Source organism: Candidatus Frankia alpina (genome assembly GCF_902806485.1).
GTDB lineage: Bacteria > Actinomycetota > Actinomycetes > Frankiales > Frankiaceae > Frankia > Frankia alpina.
This window is the reverse complement of sequence record NZ_CADCWT010000032.1, coordinates 1-19,433: the sequence shown is the minus strand read 5'-3', so window position 1 is coordinate 19,433 and position 19,433 is coordinate 1. Positions and strand designations below refer to the sequence as shown.

General features: G+C 72.3%; 17 protein-coding genes and 3 pseudogenes. 6 read left to right on the top strand and 14 right to left on the bottom strand.

Annotation, left to right across the window (positions count from 1 at the left end):
* Nucleotides 1–1,001 precede the first annotated feature (1,001 nt).
* Entirely contained in the window at nucleotides 1,002–1,838 is an 837-nt protein-coding gene (locus G6R25_RS06190; protein ID WP_163552208.1) for a hypothetical protein, read from the top strand.
* Here the strand turns inward: G6R25_RS06190 and G6R25_RS30160 are convergent.
* From G6R25_RS30160 to G6R25_RS25005, 3 genes and pseudogenes are all read right to left on the bottom strand, one after another.
* Nucleotides 1,810–2,856 carry a diacylglycerol/lipid kinase family protein gene (locus G6R25_RS30160; RefSeq protein ID WP_419469316.1) on the bottom strand — a complete coding sequence of 349 codons (1,047 nt, stop codon included), beginning with the start codon at nucleotides 2,854–2,856 and terminating at the stop codon, nucleotides 1,810–1,812. The genes G6R25_RS06190 and G6R25_RS30160 overlap by 29 nt on opposite strands.
* Before the next feature lie 88 nt (nucleotides 2,857–2,944).
* Nucleotides 2,945–3,133: pseudogene (locus G6R25_RS30155) on the bottom strand (bifunctional phosphatase PAP2/diacylglycerol kinase family protein); the annotation flags it as partial.
* Nucleotides 3,134–3,683: 550 nt separating this feature from the next.
* Entirely contained in the window at nucleotides 3,684–4,013 is a 330-nt protein-coding gene (locus tag G6R25_RS25005; RefSeq protein ID WP_419469315.1) for a DUF5999 family protein, read from the bottom strand.
* Nucleotides 4,014–4,456: 443 nt separating this feature from the next.
* Here G6R25_RS25005 and G6R25_RS06175 point away from each other — a divergent pair, with 443 nt between their 5' ends.
* Entirely contained in the window at nucleotides 4,457–5,812 is a 1,356-nt protein-coding gene (locus G6R25_RS06175; protein WP_235947582.1) for a glycosyltransferase family 2 protein, read from the top strand.
* Nucleotides 5,813–5,830: 18 nt separating this feature from the next.
* The gene (locus G6R25_RS06170) at nucleotides 5,831–7,786 is read left to right on the top strand and encodes a hypothetical protein (RefSeq protein ID WP_163552205.1); all 1,956 of its coding nucleotides are present in this window, start codon (nucleotides 5,831–5,833) and stop codon (nucleotides 7,784–7,786) included.
* Between the two features lie 7 nt (nucleotides 7,787–7,793).
* On the opposite strand, the pseudogene G6R25_RS06165 reads toward G6R25_RS06170, so the two are convergent.
* Nucleotides 7,794–8,147 (bottom strand): annotated as a pseudogene (locus G6R25_RS06165) (CoA-binding protein); the annotation flags it as partial.
* A gap of 372 nt (nucleotides 8,148–8,519) precedes the next feature.
* Here G6R25_RS06165 and G6R25_RS06160 point away from each other — a divergent pair.
* The 3 genes from G6R25_RS06160 to G6R25_RS06150 all read left to right on the top strand — a co-directional run bounded on the left by G6R25_RS06160 (nucleotide 8,520) and on the right by G6R25_RS06150 (nucleotide 10,425).
* Nucleotides 8,520–8,837, top strand: a complete 318-nt coding sequence (locus G6R25_RS06160) for a type II toxin-antitoxin system RelE family toxin (protein ID WP_136447926.1) — start codon at nucleotides 8,520–8,522, stop codon at nucleotides 8,835–8,837.
* Nucleotides 8,838–9,130: 293 nt separating this feature from the next.
* Complete coding sequence (locus G6R25_RS06155) at nucleotides 9,131–9,721, top strand: type II toxin-antitoxin system antitoxin SocA domain-containing protein (protein WP_163552204.1); 591 nt, start codon at nucleotides 9,131–9,133, stop codon at nucleotides 9,719–9,721.
* Between the two features lie 164 nt (nucleotides 9,722–9,885).
* Nucleotides 9,886–10,425, top strand: coding sequence for a Fic/DOC family protein (locus G6R25_RS06150; RefSeq protein WP_163552203.1), 540 nt, complete (start codon nucleotides 9,886–9,888; stop codon nucleotides 10,423–10,425).
* Between the two features lie 40 nt (nucleotides 10,426–10,465).
* On the opposite strand, the gene G6R25_RS06145 is transcribed toward G6R25_RS06150, so the two are convergent.
* The 10 genes and pseudogenes from G6R25_RS06145 to G6R25_RS30145 form a co-directional block, all read right to left on the bottom strand.
* Nucleotides 10,466–11,047: a TerD family protein gene (locus G6R25_RS06145; RefSeq protein ID WP_163552202.1), complete on the bottom strand. Its 582-nt coding sequence runs from the start codon at nucleotides 11,045–11,047 to the stop codon at nucleotides 10,466–10,468.
* Between the two features lie 124 nt (nucleotides 11,048–11,171).
* Nucleotides 11,172–11,993 (bottom strand): MBL fold metallo-hydrolase, encoded by an 822-nt coding sequence (locus G6R25_RS06140; RefSeq protein ID WP_235947587.1) that lies wholly within the window; start codon nucleotides 11,991–11,993, stop codon nucleotides 11,172–11,174.
* A 262-nt stretch (nucleotides 11,994–12,255) separates the two neighbouring features.
* Entirely contained in the window at nucleotides 12,256–13,077 is an 822-nt protein-coding gene (locus G6R25_RS06135; RefSeq protein WP_235947578.1) for a PaaI family thioesterase, read from the bottom strand.
* 1,044 nt (nucleotides 13,078–14,121) lie between these two features.
* Entirely contained in the window at nucleotides 14,122–14,574 is a 453-nt protein-coding gene (locus tag G6R25_RS26340; RefSeq protein ID WP_235947576.1) for a hypothetical protein, read from the bottom strand.
* Nucleotides 14,575–15,299: 725 nt separating this feature from the next.
* A complete protein-coding gene (locus G6R25_RS06120) occupies nucleotides 15,300–15,638 on the bottom strand; it encodes a lycopene cyclase domain-containing protein (protein ID WP_136447648.1) in 339 nt (112 codons plus the stop codon).
* Nucleotides 15,635–15,979, bottom strand: a complete 345-nt coding sequence (locus G6R25_RS06115; RefSeq protein WP_136447647.1) for a lycopene cyclase domain-containing protein — start codon at nucleotides 15,977–15,979, stop codon at nucleotides 15,635–15,637. Before G6R25_RS06115 ends, G6R25_RS06120 begins: the two co-directional genes overlap by 4 nt.
* Before the next feature lie 16 nt (nucleotides 15,980–15,995).
* On the bottom strand, nucleotides 15,996–16,739 hold the full coding sequence (locus G6R25_RS06110) for a thiamine phosphate synthase (RefSeq protein WP_235947572.1): 744 nt from the start codon (nucleotides 16,737–16,739) through the stop codon (nucleotides 15,996–15,998).
* A gap of 207 nt (nucleotides 16,740–16,946) precedes the next feature.
* A complete protein-coding gene (gene thiS, locus G6R25_RS06105; RefSeq protein WP_136447646.1) occupies nucleotides 16,947–17,210 on the bottom strand; it encodes a sulfur carrier protein ThiS in 264 nt (87 codons plus the stop codon).
* Nucleotides 17,211–17,277: 67 nt separating this feature from the next.
* Nucleotides 17,278–17,601 (bottom strand): Rv2175c family DNA-binding protein, encoded by a 324-nt coding sequence (locus G6R25_RS06100; RefSeq protein WP_163552214.1) that lies wholly within the window; start codon nucleotides 17,599–17,601, stop codon nucleotides 17,278–17,280.
* Nucleotides 17,602–17,707: 106 nt separating this feature from the next.
* Nucleotides 17,708–19,433 (bottom strand): annotated as a pseudogene (locus G6R25_RS30145) (Gfo/Idh/MocA family protein); the annotation flags it as partial.

Here is a 19,433-nt window from a genome sequence, read left to right as displayed (position 1 = left end):
GGGGGAGGCGACGGCGACGCCGACGGTCGTCCGGGCACCCCCGGTCCACCCCGACGGGGGCAGCACCATCGGAGGTCGGCGCCGCGCCGCGCTACCCCCGGCCCCACCCCCGCGCGGAGGTACCGTCGCCGTGCCCGCGGCCGCTCGCGCCGCCGGCCGGCCCACGCCGACCTGCACAGTCAGTGCCGGCCAGCACCCGCCCGCGCGGCTGCGCCGGCCGATCTCCGCGGGCCGCCCAGGAGCCGCCACCGCCCGCGGCCGCCAGCACGCAGGAGCCACCGGCGCCGCGGACACCACCCGCCCGTGCCGGCACTCCCAGGGAAAACGCCGCCCAAGCGGGCCCCAGCCGTCCCCGGCGGGCATGCTGGCCCAGCCGTGGTGTCGCGAGCCTCACCCGGCGGGGTTCAGCGGCGGCACCCTGCGACGCACCGGCGCCATCGTTGCCCTGCGTGACCAGGGCGGCCGACACCGACGTGCCACACCGCCTCCGGCAGCCATGCCGATCCGTCCTGGGGCCCCATGGGCACCCCCGTGCCAGCACCGTCATGCCCCGCCTAATGGCACAACGAGTTCCACATCGGGGCCGCAAACACTAGTCTCACGGAGGTGACATCGGGAGATCGGCGACGCGGCGTACAACGCCGCGGACCCCACGCAGGCGGCACTCCCCGCGCACGCCGCCCCGCGCAGCTACGGTGTCGGAGAACGACGAGATGTGGCCTGCCTGAGGCGCGAGACCATGAAGTGATCAGATACGGTCGCCGCATCCGCCGCGCCGCTCATGATCCGGCCGGTGACGGGACGTCCGGCCGGTTCGCCCGCACAAGTTCGGACGACGGCTGCCCGGCGCAGGCCGCGACGGTCGAGGAGGACGAGGTGAACGGTGTCACGACGACCCCCATACTCGCGGTGGCACCATCCGCGCCGTGGCCGGGCAGGCTCCCGGTGACCCCGCGACGATCCGTGTGCGCCGGGGTACCCGCCAGGGGCGGGCGAGCGGCATGATTCTTCGAGCCCGCCGCATCGAACGGCTGGAGGAACATCCCAACCTGCGAGGCATCCTCGGCATCCTCGCCCAGCTTGTGCACACCTCCGACGCCGAGCTTGGCTCGCTCGCGGCCGCCTGGCGCAACTCCGGCTACCTGGCCGCCGCCCGGGACAAGGCGCTGGCCCCCGACTCACCGCTGATCGTCGAGGTACTGGCCGCCTTCGACGCGCTGAGCGCGATCTATGCCGACGACCTCGCCGGCGCCGACTACGTCACCGTCGAGCCATCTGTGGCTGCCACCGCGCTGCGCGCGATGCGCGACGCCGTCGCCGCCTCCTACGCCCGGCCCATTCTCGGCCGCGCCGAGTACGCCGCACTCATGCGGCCCTGGCGCACGGTCTACCCACGGGCGCGCTCGCACGAACCTGACCTCGGCCCGGCCGCCGCGGACGTCAAGCGGGTCCTCGCCGCGCTGCCGGTCCTCGCCGGTCGCTGCCACGACCCGGACAGCCTCGAGGTCTTCGACGGGCTGCTGGTCAGCGCCCTGACCCGGGACGACTCCGCCCATCAGCAGGCCATGGACGCCGCCTTCGCCAGCGCCGTGGTGACCGGCCGTCGCCGGGTGTGGACGCTCGTGCGCCGCAGCGCCGCCGAGGGGTTCTGGCGGCTGTGCCCGGACTGCCGCGGCCAGCGCGTCGCCACCGATTCCAGCGAGGATCACCGGGTCATGGAGCTGTGCGCCGACCTGGCCTGCGCGCTGCTCGTCGAGGACCTCCTCGACTCCACCCAGTTCACGCAGCTCACCCGCCCGCTGCACACGCTCATCCCGCTTCAGCACCGCGGCGGCTGAACGTCCGTGCAAGCGGCCTCCGGGCGCCTGGCACGGGGACCCCGCCGTCGCCGAGGCGTCGCGGGCGGTAGACGATCAGCCGGGCGCCACTCGGCGTGATCACGATCCGCTCCACCCCCTCGGTGACCTCGGTGACCTCGCCGTCGCAGGCAAAGGGCAGCGGTCCGGGCGCCCGAGAGGAGATCAGCACCCGCTCCACGGTGCGCTGCTCGTACACCCGGCTGCGGCCGAGCCGTCCGGTGAGGACGGCCCCGACCAGCCGCAGCCGGGCCAGCGGCGCCGACGCGTCGATGATCCGCAGGTCGAGCAGGCTCTCGTCGAGCCGGTTGCGGTAGGTCGGCGCGAAGCCGTCGGGCCGGTACACCCCGTTGCCGACGAAGATCAACCAGACCCGGCGGCGTTCGGCGTCGATCTCCACGTCGAACGGCGGCTCGTGGCGCAGCACCCAGCACAACGCGATCATCATCGCGGGCCACTTGCCGATGCGCCGCTCGAACCGTTCACGCACGGCCACCATGTCGGGGTAGCCGCCCAGGCTCGCGATATTCACGAAGATCCGGGAGAACCGGTCGAACACGGCGGAGATGCCGTCGGCCCGGCCGAGGTCGACGGCGACCGCCGAACCTTCGCGGACCGCCTGCACCGAGTCGCCGGCGCCGACCAGGCCGAGGTCGGTGGCGAAGTGGTTGAGCGTGCCCGCCGGGAAGACCGCCAGCGGCATGCCGCGGGCCAGCGCCACCCGAGCGGCGGTGTTGATGCTTCCGTCGCCACCGGCGATGCCCAGCACTCTCGACTTCGACGCGGCGGTGGTCAGCGCGGCGGCCAGGTCGTCGGCCGGCCCGACCTCGACGACCTCCGCCCGCGGCAGGTCGGCGCGGAGCACGGCGAGCAGATCGGAGTGGTTGCCCGGACCGGAGCGCGCGTTGACGACGACGGTGAGCCCCTCCCCCTCGGGCAGGGCGGGCGCCCAGGCCGACGCCGGGCTCGCCCGTGCCGGCACCCACGGCCGGCGTGGCATCACCTTCGTGGTGAACAGGCCCGCGCCCGATGCCCAGCAGGATCCCCGCGGCCACGTCCCCGGGGTAGTGCACCCCGACATACACCCGGGAGAACGCCACGGCGGCGGCGAGGGCGGCCACCGGCACCGCCGCCCCGGGCGCGTCGAGGGCGACCCCGGTCTCGAAGGCGGCGGCGGACGCGGCGTGCCCGGAAGGGAACGAGAAGGTCGTCAGGTCGCGGGAGAGCCGGCGCAGCGGCGGGATGCCATGCGTCGGCGGCCGGTCGCGGCGGAACACCAGCTTGGCCGGGCCGTTGGCCAGGACGCTGGCGATACCGAGCCCGATCAGGGCGCGGGCCGCGGCCGGGCGGCGGCGCCCCTTGGCGGCCCCCAGCGCCCCCGCCACACCCCACCACAGCAGGCCGTGGTCGACGGCCGTGCGACAGCCGCGGCAGGACCGGGTCGAGCAGTGGGCGCCCGCCGGCGAGCGCCGTGAACAGCGAGCGGTCCGCCTGGGTGAACGCCTGCGCGAAACTGCGGCCGAGGGCGATGTCGCGGCGCATGAGCAGGCGGGCCCGGCACCCAACCGGGCTCGTCGCCGACGACAGCCCGACCCCGGGTCCGGGTCGGAATCCGGGGGGCACCTCCGCCCGCCAGCGGTCGACCAGGCGGGGCCCCCGCGCTGACCCGACAATCCGCCGTACAGACCCGCCCGTCGATCTCGCCATCACGCCCGGCACCGTACCCGCCCGCGGGCTCGTCGGATCATTCTGGACGAACTTCACAGCCGCCGGCCCCGGGAGACGGGTCAGGCACGGCGAGGGTGGATCAGGTCCGGCGAGGGCGGGTCAGACTCGGATGGGAGCCTGGCTCGCCCGCCGTGGCGCCGGCGGCCGAGGGGCGCAGGCCGGCCGCGGCAGGGCACGCCGCGGCTCGACCGTACGACCCGTCGGCAGGATCTCGCCGGTGTCGTCGAAGAGGATCACCCCGTTGCACAGCCGGCTCCAGCCCTGGTCCCAGTGCTGGTTGGTCACCCGCGCGGCGTCACGGTCGGCGCCGTCCGCGGTAGGACAGGGTGGGGAATGAGGGCAGCCTCTGCGCGGCGGGGCGAGCGCCCGCGCGGCCGCGGCGGCGGAGGAAGCGTCTGGGTCATCGGTCGACGCGGGAAGCGCCGGCACCTCGTCTGAAACGCGAACACCTTGCACGAGCACCAGACGTTACGCCTCCCCGTAAGAAGCGTCACACCGAGGCGCGTGTGACGGGCTGGCGTGTCTGCCGCGACACAACGCAGGCCAGCCACGGAGCATCTCCCGATCGGCCCTGACCAGCACCCTGACCAGCACAGGAGCCGCGCGGCGCGCACGTGCAACCCAGCTCGACGGACTACGGAGGTGTCCGCAGTTGGATACCGGTAACGGGACCATGTGAACAGATCGGTAGGTTACGGGACTGCGGCCGAGCGACCCGTGGCACCGGCCGCCAGAATGGCTCGCGTCGGTCTGCTGATGCTTCACCTGCGTGATTGGCGTCGGCAAGCCGGAGACTGGTCATCGGACTCCCGTCATGGACAGCCACCGGTGGACGGTCACGGGCACGCCCGGCCATGGAGGGGATACGGACGATGGAGAGTGCCACGGGCGGCATCGGCGCCGGCACCGTCGGGGAGACTCCCGCCACCGGCGGGGCAACCCTTTCCCGGGGGCAGGCGTTCGAGGTCTCGGTCGTGATGCCGTGCCTCAACGAGCAGGACTCGGTCGGGGTGTGCGTGCGCAAGGCCCTCGCCGGGCTCGCCGCCGCGGGCGCCGTCGGCGAGGTCGTCGTCGTCGACAACGGCTCGACGGACCGGTCGGCCGAGCTCGCCAAGGCGGCGGGCGCCCGGGTCGTGCACGAGACGCGACGCGGCTACGGCAACGCCTACCTGGCCGGCTTCGCCGCCGCCGAGGGCCGGCTGATCGTGATGGGCGACGCCGACGACTCCTACGACTTCTCCGATCTCGACGCGCTCCTCGCCCCGCTGCGCGCAGGGCGGGCGGACTACGTACTCGGCTCCCGCTTCGCCGGGAAGATCCTGCCGGGCGCCATGCCCTGGCTGCACCGCTATGTCGGCAACCCGGTGCTCACCGGCATCCTCAACCACCTGTTCGACGTGCGCTCCTCCGACGCCCACTCGGGGATGCGCGCGTTCAGCCGCGAGGCGTACCAGCGGATGCGGCTGCGCTGCGAGGGAATGGAACTGGCCAGCGAGCTGGTCATCGCCGCCGGGCGCGCCGAGCTGCGCATCGAGGAGGTGCCGATCACCTACCATCCGCGGGTGGGTGACTCCAAGCTGCACTCGCTGCGCGACGGTTGGCGCCACCTGCGGTTCATGCTGCTGCTCGCGCCGCGGTACCTGTTCGTCCTGCCGGGTCTGGTGCTGCTGGCACTCGGGCTCGTCGGCCAGGCGGTCCTGCTGCCCGGCTCGCTGGACCTCGGCTTCCACCGGCTGGACCTGCACTTCTCGATCCTGTTCGCTCTGCTGGCGCTGCTCGGCTGGCAGGTGGTGCTGCTCGGTGTCTGCGCGGACGTCCACAACCACGCGGTCGGCTGGCAGGAGCGTCGCCGCTGGCCGTTGCCGCTGGTCCACCGGGTGTTCACCCTCGAACGCGGACTGGCACTCGGAGTTGGCCTGTTCACGGTCGGGTTCGTCGTCGACATCGTGGTGCTCCTGCGGTGGCTCGCGAACGATCTCGGTCCCCTGAACGAGCTGCGGCCGGCGCTGCTCGCAATGACCCTGATGGTGCTCGGCGCGCAGACCGCGTTCGGCTCGTTCTTCCTGCGCCTGCTGACCGCAGGGCCCAGCGGCGGGCACCAGCGCGCCACCGCCCGCCCGGCGATGCGGGCGCCCGGCGACCCGCCCGGCGACCCGCCCGGCGGCACGCCGCTGGTCGGCATGCACTACCAGACGCAGGAGCACCCGGCCGAGGCCGTCGGGTTCTGAGAACGGCGGACTTCGACGATGGTCGTCCTGGGCAGGCACCTGTTCCCGCCGCCCCCTGATCAAAACCCCGGCTCTGCGCCGCCGCCGGTGCCGCCGCTGCCCTCGGCTGCGGCGGCACCGGCGGGACCCGACGACCCCGTCTACCCCGACGAGCCGGACCTTCCCGGCGGTCCGGCCCGGCCGGACGAAGCCGACCCACCCGTCTATCCGGACGAACCCGGCCGCGGCAACGGCCGTGGCCTTCCGCGCGGCGGCGACGACGACGCCGCCGCCCGCGCGGCGGAGGAACCGGCGTCGCCCGACGCGCCGGTCGTGCTAGGCGACGACGCCGGCGGCGAGGACCAACCGCCTACCCGCCGCCATCGGTCGATGCGGCATCTGCCCTTCGCGGTCCTGCTCGCCGCGGGCGTGGCGCTGCGGGCGATCACCGCCTATGCCTATCGGCCGGCTTTCGAGTTCTACGGCGACTCCTACGCGTATCTACGCCTGTCGACGCTGAAGGCCCCCGACCCGATGCGCCCGGCGGGCTACCCGGCGTTCCTGCGGCTGCTGTCGTTCACCGACGACCTCTGGTGGGTCACCGTCGTCCAGCACGCGGCGGGGCTGGCTCTGGGCGTGACCCTCTACGTGATGCTGGTGCACCGGCGCATCGCGGCGCCGGTTGCGGCGCTCGCCGCGGCACCGGTCCTGCTCGATGCCTACGAGCTGGTCATCGAGCACTACGTGATGGCCGAGACGCTGTTCGCGGTGCTGCTGGTCGCCGCGATCGTCGCCCTGACCTGGTCGCCCCGCCCGTCGGTGTGGGCCTGCGAGCTGGCCGGGCTGCTACTTGCCGGCGCGGGCCTGGTCCGCACGATCGGCGTGGCCATCGCCGTGCTGGTCGTCGGCTACCTGCTGCTGCGCCGGGTCGGCTGGCTTCGCTTCGCGACCTTCGCCGTCACCCTGGCCGTGCCACTCGTCGCCTACGCGAGCTGGTTCCATGAAAGCCACGGGAAGTACGCGCTCACCGGCGGCGACGCGGTGTGGATGTACGGCCGGGTGGCGCCGATCGCCGACTGCGACCGGCTGCACCTGAGCCGGCCGCAGCTCGTGCTGTGCTCCCCCCATCCGGCCGCCGAGCGGCCGGACCCCAGCTACTACGTGTGGAGCGTCAACAGCCCGTCCCGGCGGCTGCACGTGCCCGCCGACGAGCGCGACGCGCTGCTGCGCGACTTCACCCACCAGGTCATCCGCTACCAGTTCGGCGACTACGTCCGCATGGTCGGCGGGGAGCTCGTCCACTACTTCCGCCCCGGCCGGCCGATCGGGCACCGGGACTGGCCCGACGCCACCTGGCGCTTCCCCACCGGAGACGAGCCCCGCTTCCTGCATAACGCCGAGCCGCTGCTGGGCCTGCACGGCGACACGCCGAAACGCGAGATCCACGGGTCAACCGCCGGCTTCCTGCACCGGTACCAGCATGACGGCTTCACCCCCGGCCCGGTGCTGGCCGCAATGCTGCTGCTCGCCGTCGTCGCGATCGCGGTACCGGCCCGGCGCCGCGTCCCACGGCTTGGCGTGCGCGGTGCCCGGGCCAGGCGACGCTGGCGCGACCAGACGACTGAACACCGGCGGCTGCGCGCCGACACAGCCCTGCTCGCCGCGGCCGGCGTCGTGGTCCTCGTGGTGCCGGCGGCCACGGTCTGCTTCGACTATCGCTACCTGCTGCCGGTGCTCGTCCTGTTCCCGCCCGCCGCGGCGCTGGGCACCCGCCGGCTCGTCCTGGTCCGCCGCTCCCGCCGGGCACCGGACGAGATCTCCCGCACCTCGCTGTGGGCTCCCGCCGCGCCCCAACCCGTGATGATCGGACCATCGCCGGCAGGAGGATCTTCGCCGACCGGGCCATCGCTACCCGGCCCTTCGCTGACCGCGCCGCCACCGCCACCCGAGGCGTCGACGCGGGGCGCCGCGGCGCGGCGTCGGCACCGGCGCTAAGACCGGTTCAGCGGGTCCAGCCGAGGCCGAGGCGCGGGGCCTCCATCGCCGGGCAGGTGTCCATCACGACGTCGAGGCCGGCCTCACCGGCGCGGACGGCGGCCGCGTCATCGCGGACGCCGAGCTGGAGCCAGACGGCCTTCGCGCCGATCTTCACCGCCTCGTCCACCACCGGCCCGGCAAGCTCCGAACGGACGAACAGGTCGACGACGTCGACGGCGAACGGGATCTCGCTCAGCGTCGCGTACCCCTGCTCCCCCGCGACCACCGGCGCCGATGGATGGACCGGCACCACCCGCTTGCCGTTGCGACGCAGGTACTCCGCGATGTCGAACGCGGTGCGGCGGATGTCGGTGGATAGCCCGACGACCGCCTACACCTCGGTGTCGGCGAGCAGATGACGGATCGTGTCGTCGTCTCCATAGCGCATGCCCGTTAGCAACAGCGGCGGCTGCCCGTGTCATCCGGTCGGACGGCGGCGATCGGACGGCGGCGGACATCGCCGACGAGGTCCTGCGGCGCGCCGCCGCGGCCGCACTTCCCACCCGACGCCGACGCCCTGCGCCTGGCCTCGGGCCCGGGTGGCCACCACCGCGGATCTCACGCCCGCGGTCGTACAGGCCGCCGCGACTCGGGCGGACGCATATGATCATTGCGTGAACAACGCGGAAGTCGTCTCTTCCCGCGCGGGATTGCCCCGGCCCCGCTCGGGTGGCGGGACGGGTGGCCGGCGGTGAGCGACAAGCACGAGGTCACCCTCTCCGCCTCGGCCGAACGGGACCTGGCCAAGCTCGCCGAGCTCACCCGCGGCGAGGTTCGCCGGTTCCTCGACGGCAAGCTACGCGACGACCCTCGCAAGGCCGGCACCCCGATTCCCGGCGAGCAGGTCGGCATGCACGAGGCCAGCGGCCCGGCCTGGCGGATCCTCTACCGGATTGACGCAAACACCCGCACAGTGCGGGTCATGGTCGTCGCACCGCGCGGTTCACGCACCCGAATCGTGCCCACGATCGGCAAGACGAGCCCCGCCACCGGCTGGCGCCGCATCTGATCTCCTGCGCCCCAGGGCGCCACAACGCCGGTGCCGCTTATTGCGGACGCCACACACCCGAACATGCGTTCGACATTGAGGGTCGAGTGACCTATCGTTGATCCGTGGCCAGCCTAATCTCCGTGCAGGCCCCGGGGCCTGCACCCGCACGGCGACGACAGTGCAAGATCCCCGGCTCGGGCGGGACAGGAGATCACACCATCGACTCGATAGCGCGTGCATCATCGGCGACGGACCGATAAAATCTTCAGTACAAGCAGCTATGAGGACGGCCCGAGAGGCGGTGTCAGGCCGTGACGGAAAACGTCCACGATGTCGCATCGCTGATCGTCACGACCCTCGGCGACGTCGACACCATGCGCCTACAAAAGCTGGCGTACTACTCGCAGGCCTGGCACCTGGCGACCTACGGCACAGCCCTTTTCCCCGACGAGGTCCAGGCCTGGACCTTCGGCCCGGTCGTGCCGCAGCTCTACAGCGCCCACCGAGGGGCCTACGGCGTGCGGACGTGGGTCCGCGGCGACCCGCAACGTCTCAACGATCAGTCCCGCCGCCTCGTCGACTGGGTCCTCGAGACCTACGGGCAGCTCACGGGCGAGGAGCTCTCCCGGATGACGCACGCGGAAGCTCCCTGGCTGCGTGCGCGAGCGGGGCTCGACGACAGCGAGCGCTCGAACGAGCCGATCGATCCCGTGGTCATGAAGGATTACTTTTCCCGGCTGCGGATGTCCCCTGCTGAGGCGGTGTCCGCAGCGGTCGGTAACGCACGGCTCGAGGGCTACGAACTGTCGGCCTCGACGGCGAAGCAGTTGAGCGGGATTGCCGCCGGCGAACGTTCGGCGGACGACGTCGTCAGGGAAGTTCTCGCCCGGTATCATCACTGACGGCGATAGCGTAAGGCGATAGCCGCTACCGTCCTGGGGATACTTTCCGGCATCAGGGGACCGCCGTGCGTCGGCATGGTCGGCTCGGGGGCGTTGGAGGCACGATCGCTGCCGCTGGTGACCCGTACTGCTGGCCGGGTTCCGAATGCTTGAGGAACCGGCTAATGATCATCAATCCTGATGAGCTCGCCGATGTGGAGCAACAGGTCTCGGCGGCCCGCTACACGCAACTCGGCATCTCGACCTTGCCGGGCGCGTACGACGCCGCGCACCTTCTGATGTTCCACCGAAAACTCTTCGCAGACGTCTACGACTGGGCCGGCACCACCAGAACCGTGAACATCGCGAAGGACGGCCATCCCTTCTGCCTGGCACCCAACATCGACAGCGAGCTCGATGCGCTGTTCGCCGGCCTCGCCAACGATCAGTACCTGCTCCAGCTCGACCGAAAGGCCTTCGTCTCCCGGCTCGCCGAGCTCTACGGCGACATGAACGCGATACATCCCTTCCGGGAGGGCAACGGCCGCGCCCAGCGGGCGTTCTTACGCCAACTCGCGGCCGGCGCCGGCTGGACGCTGTGGTGGGACAACCTGGACAGGGACGCGAACAACGGTGCCTGCCACCGGTATCGGCATCATTTCGACCCCGAGGAGATGGCCGCTCTCCTCGACCCCCTGATCCTGCGAAGAGGTAATCAGGTGTGATCGGTGCCGCCCTGGCCCCGAGTGCCCTCAGGCGCGAGGTTCAGGAGACGTTGACGCCGAAGTCCAGCGCGATTCCGCGCAGGCCGGAGGCGTATCCCTGGCCGACGGCGCGGAACTTCCACTCCCCGCCGTAGCGGTAGAGCTCGCCGAAGATCATCGCAGTCTCGGTGGAGGCGTCCTCGGTGAGGTCGTAGCGGGCCGCCTCCGCACCGGTCGTGGCGTCGGTGACCCGGATGAAGGCGTCGCGGATCTGGCCGAAGGTCTGCCGGCGGGTATCCGCATCGTAGATCGACACCGCGAAGACGACCTTCGCCGCCTGCGGGGTCAACGTCCGCAGGTCGACGTTGACCTGCTCGTCGTCGCCGCCACCGCCGCCGACCAGGTTGTCGCCGAGGTGCTTGACCGCGCCGTCGGGGCTGACCAGGTTGTTGAAAAAGATGAAGTAGCCGTCGGAGAGCACCCGGCCGGCCTCGTTGACGACGATCGCGCTGGCGTCGAGGTCGTAGTCGGCACCGCTGGTCTGCCGCACCTTCCAACCCAGCCCTATGGTCACAGCCGTGAGGTTGGGAGCGACCTTGCTCAGCGAGACATTCCCGCCCTTGGACAGCGACACGGACGTCATGCCCCACACCCTATTACCACTGGGGAGCGGCCCGAATGGAGACGGCCCGAAATCCTTCGCTTCCGCCGGAGTCGGGACGCGGTGGCAGCCACGTCCGCGGACATCCGGGTTGGTCTGGGTTGGTCTAGGAGTCGGCGAGCCGCCAGCGTGCAGGCGCGCCGTCGTCGACGCGGGCCGTGCCGGTCGCCACCAGCGCGGCGAGGCACCCGAAGGTGTCGGTGACGGCGTTCTGGAGCGCCACGCCGCGCAGGTTGCGGAACGGGCGGTGCCAGGTCACGTGGTCGGCGAGTTCCCAGACGGTGCTTGCGCCGGCGCGCAGGCCCGCCAGCACCTCGGCAAGCCGACCCTGGTGCACCGCGTCGATCTCGGCGAGGCGGGCTTCCAGGCCGGTGAAGCGGTGCTCGTGCGCCGGCAGGACCTCCGCGGCGTCCAGCCCGCGCAGCCGGGCGAGCGCGCGCAGGTGGTCACCGAGCGGGTCGGGATGGGACTCGTCCGGTTCGGGGGTGCCGACCACGGTCGACGGGAGCACATGGTCACCGGACAGCAGCAGCCGGTTGACCGGCTCCCAGAAGCACAGGCGTCCCGGCGAATGGCCGGGCGTCCACAGCGCGCGCAGGTCCCACCCGGGGATGTCCGGTCGCCCGCCGTCCTCGATCAGGACGTCCGGACGCGGAATCCGGCGGACGGCCGCCTGGGTGCCCTTGACCAGCTGCTCGGTCACCTCGGCCGGGGCGCCGGCGCGGGCCATCAGCCCCGGGATCCGCGTGGCGAAACCGTTCTCGAACTGGCTCATGATCGCGTTGTCCAACGGGTGCAGCGACGCCCAGGCGCCGGACGCCTCCCGGATCCGGCCGGCCATCCCGAAGTGATCGAGATGGGCGTGGGTGACGACGACGCCCTGCACCTCGGTAACCGAGGTGCAGGGCGTGTCCAGCCCGGTCTCCAGGGCCGTGTAGGCGTCGTCGGAGTCCCAGCCGGCGTCGATCAGGTAAGGGCCCGTCCGCGGTCTCGAAGACGTAGACGGACACGTGAGCGGGCTTCGCCCAGGGCAGCGGGAGCGGGATGCTCCACAGCCCCGGCCGGACCTGCTCCACCGGCGGCAGAGGGCGGCGCCAGCCCACGGGCCGGGTGCCGGCGGGGCGCTGCGCCGGCGCGGAGGGACGCCGTCCGATGTCGGGCGTGGTCATGGTCGTCGTTCCTCCAGCGGGTCAGGTCGGTCGACGGCGGCCGGCGGGGACCGTGCCGGGGGCGTCGGGGGCCGAGACGCCGAACAGTCGGGCGGCCTGGTCCGGCCGGGGCACGACGAAGATGCCGACGCCTTCGACCAGGGGCTGGTCGGGCTCCGACTCCAGCGCGATCGTGCCGACCGCGGTGGTCTTCCGGTCGGCGACCTCGACGACCTGGCCGACCACGAGCACTGGAGCCAGCAGCGGGACCGGCCGGCGGTAACGGGTGGACAGGGAGACGGTGAGGCCGGACCGGCCACTCGCGCTGACGACGTCGCCCAAGATCTGGTCGAGCATCATGGCGCTCACCCCACCGTGCAGGTAGCCGCGCGGCCCCTGGTAGGGCAGGCCGAAGGTGGCACGGCCGGTGAGGACCCCGTCCACCAGTGTGGTCTCGACCCAGGGCGCGATCGGGTTGGCCTGCCCGACGACCGGGCTGTACAGCCACATCTTCGCGGCCGGGTCGTCCAGTGGCGCGGGTTCACCGACGTCGCGCTGCTCGGCGGTCAACGCGGGCAGGCACTCGGTGATCCGGGCGGCGATGTCGAGCAGGGTCTCGGTCGGCACAAGCGTGCGCACGGTGGCGTCGGTCAACGCGCGCACGGCCGCGCCGAGCTGCGCGGCCGCGTCACGCTGGGCCGCTATGCCATCCGCAGGTGAGAGAGGCGACGGGGTCGGCTCCTCCCAGCCAGGCCGCGCCACCGCCGCGGCCTGGCGCGGCAACCCCAGCTCCTCCAGAGCAGCGTCCACGGCGTTATCCACCTGTTCCCTCGGCGCCTGGCGGCGCGTCGTCTCGTCGGTCACCTCGCGCACCGGGACGGCCGTCGGCCGCCGCCGCCAAAGCCCCGCCCACCGGGCCCGCCGCGCCGCGGGCAGGAGAAAGGGAAAACGGGCACCCGCCTGGTGCCCGGCAAGCCTGCGCCACCCCTCGTCGAGCGAACACGCGCCCCCGGTCGATCCCGTCCGCGCCGAACGTTCATCGTGGTGACGCCTCAGCCACGCGCCGGAACCGAGTTGAGAATACCCCGCCGACCTGTTGACGGTCGCTCGACAGCCCGCCTGATTCGCGTGGGGTGCGCCGCTCCGACTGGGCACCCGTAGGCCTCCGACTCCCAGCCGGCTAGCACCGGCAACGCCTGAAAGGCCTGCACTACCGGGATGTTTCTCCCTCACGACGACGGCCGGCCAGGCCCGCGCCCCAACGGGGGTGCACTTCGTGAGCGAGATCACCCTGGATCTTCCGGGCACGGCCAATCATGCGCGCCCAACATTCAAACTCTCAACAGAGTGCACTGAACTCGCGCCGCCTCCCAATCCCGTCGGCGGTCGCCCGCCGACCACTAAAGTCGCGGTGAGGGTCAGCGAGCTTGGCGACGTCTTCTCCGGCGGTCAGCAGCTCACCGCCGCCATCATCCTGTACTGCACGATGGCGGCACTCCGGGCCAACGATCGCGGCCAGCTGCGGGCGCCGCATGCCGGCGTGCTGTTCCTGGACAACCCGATCGGCCGTGCGAGCGCCGGTTACCTCCCGACCTCCAGCTCGCCGTCGCCGACCGGCTGGGCGTCCAGCTCGTCTACACCACGGGCCTGTTCGATGGAGAATCATCACCCGGCCCGGGCGCAGTGCCTCCGACCCGCGCGCCGTGGCCGCCACGTGGCCGGGGAGCAGCCGACCGACGCCCTTCCTGACCTGGCCTTACTCGCCTACGTGATCGAGGGGGCCGGGGAGGACACCGGCCAAGGTCTTGGCGAGGCGGGGCGCACCTGCGATGATAAATTCGCCGCCCGGCACCCCCCGAGTCGGGCGGCACCACACTTTCTGGCCGCTGACCGGTACGGTCCGCCGGCTCACGACGGGCAGGGCAGCACGACGAGTGAGCCCGGCGACTGCGCACGTCGCCCTTCCAGATCCGTGACGGTGGCGGTGTAGTTGATCGTGCCGGGATCCTGCGCGGACGCCAGCTGGCCGGTCCACGTCGAGCGGTTTCCCGTCGTCTGGCCGAGGCTCAGCGACTCGGTCGTCGTCCGCCCACCGGGCAGGACGGCGGTCAGTTCCACGGCGAAGATGCCGGTCTCGTCGAGCGCCGTCACCGCCACCGTCGCCTGTGCCACACCCGCCGCCGACGGGCAGCCCGCCCGCGAGACCCGATCCGGCGCGGCCACCACCGAAAGGATTCGCAGTGGTCCGTCAACGCTGGCCGTGATGTGCACGTCGGCCCCGCCAACGCCGTTGCGAGCGCTGACCGGCACGGTGACGTCGACCGGCCCCGGCGGGGCCACCGACCGGTCGAGAGTGATCACCAGGGGAACGTCCGCCCCTGGGTTGACGCGGAGCCGGTCGGGGACGGCGGCGAGCCAGGATGGACTCGCCCCGACCGCGACGTCGACCGGCGCTGTGCCCTCGCCACGCAGGTCAAGCCGCCAGACCGAGTCGACCGGCCGAGGTCGACCGTCGTCGCGCTCACCGCGAGAACCGAACAGGTGGGCCGCGGTGCCACCGGGACAGCCGCGGCACCGCTCTGCCCGGCGGCACGCGAACGGACCCCGGAGGGTACCGCGGACGGCGAGGCGAGCACGGAAGCCGGAGCCGTCGAGGTGGCGATGCCGGCTGCGGGAGTCGACGATGCGGCCGCACCCGGCCGGTGGGTCGTGGTGGTTGCCGTCAGCACATCCGACGGGCCCTGCGCTGCCGGCGCGAACGGGGCGGTCGGGCCGCCGGAGCGGTTGGTGGGCCCGGCGGCCCGACCATCACCGGCCAATCGACCAAGGATCAACGCCAGACTCACAACAATCAGCGCAAATGCGGCCACTGCGGCGATGACGCGTCCCCACCGAACAGGCAGAATCCTGCCCGGCTTGCCCCAGGGAGAACGGTGCCGCCCCGCCGAGCCCGAGCCCCCCGCAACATCATGCGTCATCACGGTCGAGGTTAGGCCGATGGATGACCTCCAGGGGGCCAATTCACTCGTTTCCGTCACGGAGTGCGGGGAGATTTCATTCAGTTTCGCAAATGTAACGCAACGCTGCTATTTGCGACGGTCGGTGGGGGCCGGGTGACGCCGGGGAGACCGATCCAGGCGTCGACCCCACCAGACCCACCAGGTAAGCGTGTGGGTGACGAGGGCGAAGCCGAACAGCAGGTCCTCGACCGGAGCGTAGGCGATCCGTAGCCCCGTGGTGGCGCCCGGATCGTAGACGACGATGCCGAACCCGGTAAGGATCCCGTTGGACACCAGTTGGAAGACGACGATGATCGCGTACGAGACCCAGAAGATCCGCCGGGTTACCAGCCGGGTGCGCAGGAGCCACAGGTCGGCGGCAACCGCCGCGGCGACGCCAAGCACCACCAGCACGGTGTAACTCATTCCTGCTCGTCGTCGGGCTCGTCGCCGGCCGGCCAGCCGCGCACTGCCCGGACCACCTCCAGGGTCAGCACCGCGCAGACGGGAACCACGAAAAAGAACAGCAGCTCGTCCAAGGGCAGATGACCGGGCAGCCACACGCCGGTGATGCTGCGCGGATCGAAGCTCCAGTGACCGGCCGCGATGGCGTACACGTCCCAGGCGACGAAGATCAGGACGACGGGCAGCAGGGTCAGCAACAGACGGCGTGGGCGGGCGTAGACCCTGGTCCCCAGGAACAGCTCGAGCGGCGCCGTGCCAAGCAGGCAGGCGGCCAGGACCGCGAGGTAGCTCAGGTGCCGCATGGCGCCTCTACCTGGCTCAGCCGGTACGCAACCGTCGGGCCAGCGCGGCGGCGCTGGCGGCGGGGTCCTCGGCGGCGGTCAGGGCACGCACGACAACCACCCGACGAGCCCCCGTGTTGAGGATGTCGTCGATAGTGTCCGGGCCGACGCCGCCGGTGACGAACCAGGGCTTCGCACCCGGAAGGAACGGCGGGGCGTGGCGGGCGGCGAGCCGGGGCAACCCGAGACCGACCGGTGGACGCCCCTGCTTGGTCGGGGTCGCGTGCACCGGGCCGACGCACACGTAGTCGACGTCCGGGTCGGCCAGCGCCGCCAGGAACTGCTCGGGGCTGTGCGTCGACTGGCCGATCAGGACGTCCGGGCCGACCAGCCGGCGGGCGAAGGCAGGCGGCACGTCGTCCTGGCCGACGTGCAGGATGTCCACCCCGGTGAACGCGGTGAGGTCCGCACGGTCGTTGGCGCTGACCAGGGTGTCCCGGCCGGCGCCGGCCGCGGCGATCTCACGCAGGCCGCGCACCTCGTCGGCCCATTCGAGGTTCTTCTCGCGAAGTTGTACCAGGTCGACACCGCCCCGGCCGGGCGGGCCGATCACGGCGTCGAGGAACGGGCCGAACTCGGCCCGCCGCGGCGTGCAGAGATACAGCCGAGCGTCGGCGAGCCGCCGCAGCCGGTCCGCCCGCACCGACCCTCCCACCGAAGCCCCGTCCGCTGCCGACCCGTCCCCTGCGGCGGCGGGCGGCGTCGGTCCAGTCGTGGTCATCGGGTTCGCAGCGTGGAGACCCCGCCGTTCACAGCGGGAAGGGAACTCCGCTCCGTCACGCTGTGCATCAGTTGCCATCCAATCCGTGGAATCTAGGTCGTTCCCGTTTCCGACTCTGTCCGACCGTCGAACAGGCGGTGGTTTTGATGGCGCATTGCGGGCGTACGCGGTACGTGTGAAATCCGGCGCTGCGCGACTTCGCCACCGCTAACCTCCGGCGACGGCACGCACGATCTCCAGGATGTCACCGTCCGCGAGCCGGACGCCGGACAACTCGGACGGGATGAGCGCCACCCCGTTGCGTTCGACGACCACCGAACCGGGCCGCAGGCCGAGCTCGACGAGTAGGTCGGGCAGCGGCTGGCCGTCTGCGACCGCACGGACGGCGCCGTTGACGACGACCTGTGCCGGGCCCGATCCCCGCGACGGAGTGGGGACCGGCGCCGAGGCGGGCGGCGGGCGATCGACCATGCCTCGACCCTACGGGAGCCGGCGCCCCACACGACAGCCCCGCAAGCCCAGCACCGCGCGGTCTCGGTCAGAAGGCGAGGGCCTGGGCCCGGCGCTTGACCTCCTTGCCGCGGTTCTCGATGAGCGCCTGCATCGGGGTGCCGGGCAGGCTCGGATCCTCCCGGAAGAGCCAGTCCAGGGCCTCGTCGTCGGTGAACCCCGCGTCTGCGAGGACCGTGAACAGGCCGGGCAGGCCCTTGACCACCGCACCGTCGCAGATGAACTCCGCCGGCACCCGTAGGACGCCGCCCTCCCGCCGGGCCAGCATCGTCCGGTCGCGCACCATCTGCCGAACACGGGTCACGGGAACCTGCAACTGCGTTGCAGCGTCGGGCAGGGTCAGCCAATCCATGGTCAACAGTAAACACCTAAGTCGAGACAGCGTCGTACCAGGCCCGATGGGGTGCGCACCCCGCTGACTCTCGCCGGGCCCGGCGAGAGTCAGCGCTGGCGCAGCGTCACAGCGGCACGACCTGTGCTCCGCCGGAGGCGGCCAACCGTACCGCAGCCTCCAGCACCGCAACGACCGGGCGGGCCGCCTCGATGCCATAGCCCACGAGGGGCCAACCGGAGACCAGGCAGTCGGCGAGGTCGCGGTAGAACGCCGCCGCGCCGCCGGGCCCGGGCGCCGGCAGCGGAAGTCGGGTACGGACGCCGTCGTAGGTGGCCAGCAGCAGCGAAGCCGGGCCGTCAGCGGCGTCGTCCTGCGCGGCTCGGCGGCCGGCGTGCCGGCCCGAGACCACCGGCTCGTCGCCGAACGGCTCGGGGTTAGCGACGGCGGGGGCGTCGTCGAGGATCAACGTGCCCGCGCTGCCGAGCACCTCGATGCACGGGCGGACCGCCACCGTCAGGTCGGAGACGGTGATCTGCGCCTGCGCACCGTTCGCGAAGCCCAGCAGCAGCTGGCTGTGGTCGGCGTTGCTGACGTGGTACCAGACCCGCTTGAGCTCCGAGGCGCTGACCCACTCGACCGGCTCGTCCACCAGCGCGAGCACCTGGTCGACGCCGGCGGCCCCGCGCTCGTAGAGCTGGCCGCCGCTGATCCGCTCGTCGTCGCGCCAGGTACCCGCGGGCCGGCGCAGGCCGCCGCGGTGCAGAGCCAGCCGCAGCGGCTCCCCGATCGCGCCCCGCCCGACGGCCGCGTGCAGCGCGCGATAGCCGGGGTCGGCCCGTCCCTGCGGGTACACCGCGAGCAGCAGGTTGCGCTCGGCTGCCAGCGCGGCAAGCTGGTCGGCGTCGGGCGTCGCCAGGCACAGCGGCGCCTGCACGACCACATGCTTGCCGGCCTCCAGCGCCCGTCCGGCCCACTCGAGATGGGTGTGCGTCGGGGTGGCGACGACGACCACGGCGAGCTCGGGGTCGTTCACCAGATCGTCGGGGTCCTCGACCCGGTGGGGCAGGCGGCCCGCGGAGTGCACGGGCGCGCGGCCCAGGCCTCCGTTGCACAGGGCTGTCAGCTCCAGCCCCTCAGTTGCGTCGAGGCCCGCGTGGTGGGCTGCGGTGGTGTCGGGGGGGGGTACCGAGCAAGCCGACGCCGACCGGCGGCGCGTCGTGCACACCGAGGCAGTGCCGCAGCCACCGCCCGACGAGCCGATGGTAGGCCGGGTCACCGAGCACGCCGGCGCCCGTGCCCAGGGTGAACATGCCGAGCCCCGTCTCCGGCCGCCAGGTGCAGACGGGATATTCGTTCATCTCATGGCGGATCAGCAGCAGCCGTTCGACGTCGTCGGCGACCTTCTCCGGGATGACCCAGCTCTCCCGAGGACGGAAGTCACCCGACCGCGCCATGATCGCACCACCCTGCGGCCCGGCCTGCAATCGCAGTTCGTAAGGGGGGGTCGTGCGGCCGGGGACGAGGCCGGAGGCATCCACCAGCGGGCTTTCGGCGGGCAGGGCGCGCACGGTCGGGCCGGCGAGCAGCACCGGGACAGACTGCCGGGCGCGGTCGAGCAGCTCCTGCTCGACGTGGTCGAGGGGACGATCGATGAGGACGAGAAGCGCGTCCGCCGACCGCGCCGAGGTCGGGCCGAGGTCGGGCCGAGGTCGGCCCGAGGTCGGCCCGAGGTCGGCCCGAGGTCGGCCCGAGGTCGGCCCGAGGTCGGGCCGAGGTCGGCCCGAGACCCGCTGCGCGCAGATGGTCGCCGAGCACGTTCACCCCAGGTGAATGCGAGGCACGCCCGGCAC